We start from the raw sequence: 659 nt of genomic DNA, 5'->3' as shown, positions 1-659 counted from the left end.
TTCCAAAAGAGGAAGCTGCCGAAGGCAGGACTGATGACTGGGGTGAAGTCGTAACAAGGTAGCCGTATCGGAAGGTGCGGCTGGATCACCTCCTTTCTAAGGATAAAGTAGGGGTTTGTGTGTTATTCGATTTTTGATTATAGAGGTGAATTCGAAGAGTTTACTTTTCGAAGAAAAGTTTTCAACGGCCATACGATGCCGGAGAAAACCATATAAAGGTAAGATCCAGATGAATTTTTCACAGACTGGTAGAGGTTATTTAATCGGACTTCATGTTCGGTAAGGAAACCTCACATGAACTTTCCTGCGGAAAGCAACTTTCTACAAAAGTTGGTCAGATTAGTCGAATTTTTCTGAAGAAAAATTCTCCTTGGAACCATAGCTCAGCTGGTTAGAGCGCACGCCTGATAAGCGTGAGGTCGGTGGTTCGAGTCCACTTGGTTCCACTTCTGGTGTTGATGCGCTTAGGGGAAACACCCGTTTCCATCCCGAACACGACGGTTAAGACTTAAGCGGCCGAAAATACTTTGCTGGTAACGGCACGGGAAGATAGGTGGATGCCAGATTTTGGGGATATAGCTCAGTTGGGAGAGCACCTGCCTTGCAAGCAGGGGGTCAGGGGTTCGAATCCCCTTATCTCCATTGTGGAAGAAATTCCA

General features: G+C 46.3%; 2 tRNA genes and 2 rRNA genes. All 4 read left to right on the top strand.

The features are described from left to right. Positions 1-96, top strand: a 16S ribosomal RNA gene (locus tag HMPREF9624_RS11880); the annotation flags it as partial. 276 nt (positions 97-372) lie between these two features. Continuing rightward, positions 373-446: transfer RNA gene (locus HMPREF9624_RS11345), tRNA-Ile, on the top strand. Between the two features lie 2 nt (positions 447-448). After that, positions 449-566: ribosomal RNA gene (rrf, locus tag HMPREF9624_RS11340) — 5S ribosomal RNA — on the top strand. Positions 567-569: 3 nt separating this feature from the next. Further along, positions 570-642: transfer RNA gene (locus HMPREF9624_RS11335), tRNA-Ala, on the top strand. The last annotated feature ends 17 nt before the right edge of the window (positions 643-659 follow it).

The sequence above is a fragment of the Oribacterium asaccharolyticum ACB7 genome (assembly GCF_000238075.1).
Classification (GTDB): Bacteria; Bacillota; Clostridia; order Lachnospirales; family Lachnospiraceae; genus Oribacterium; species Oribacterium asaccharolyticum.
The sequence above is the reverse complement of the archived record's forward strand: the minus strand, read 5'-3'. Positions and strand labels throughout refer to the sequence as shown.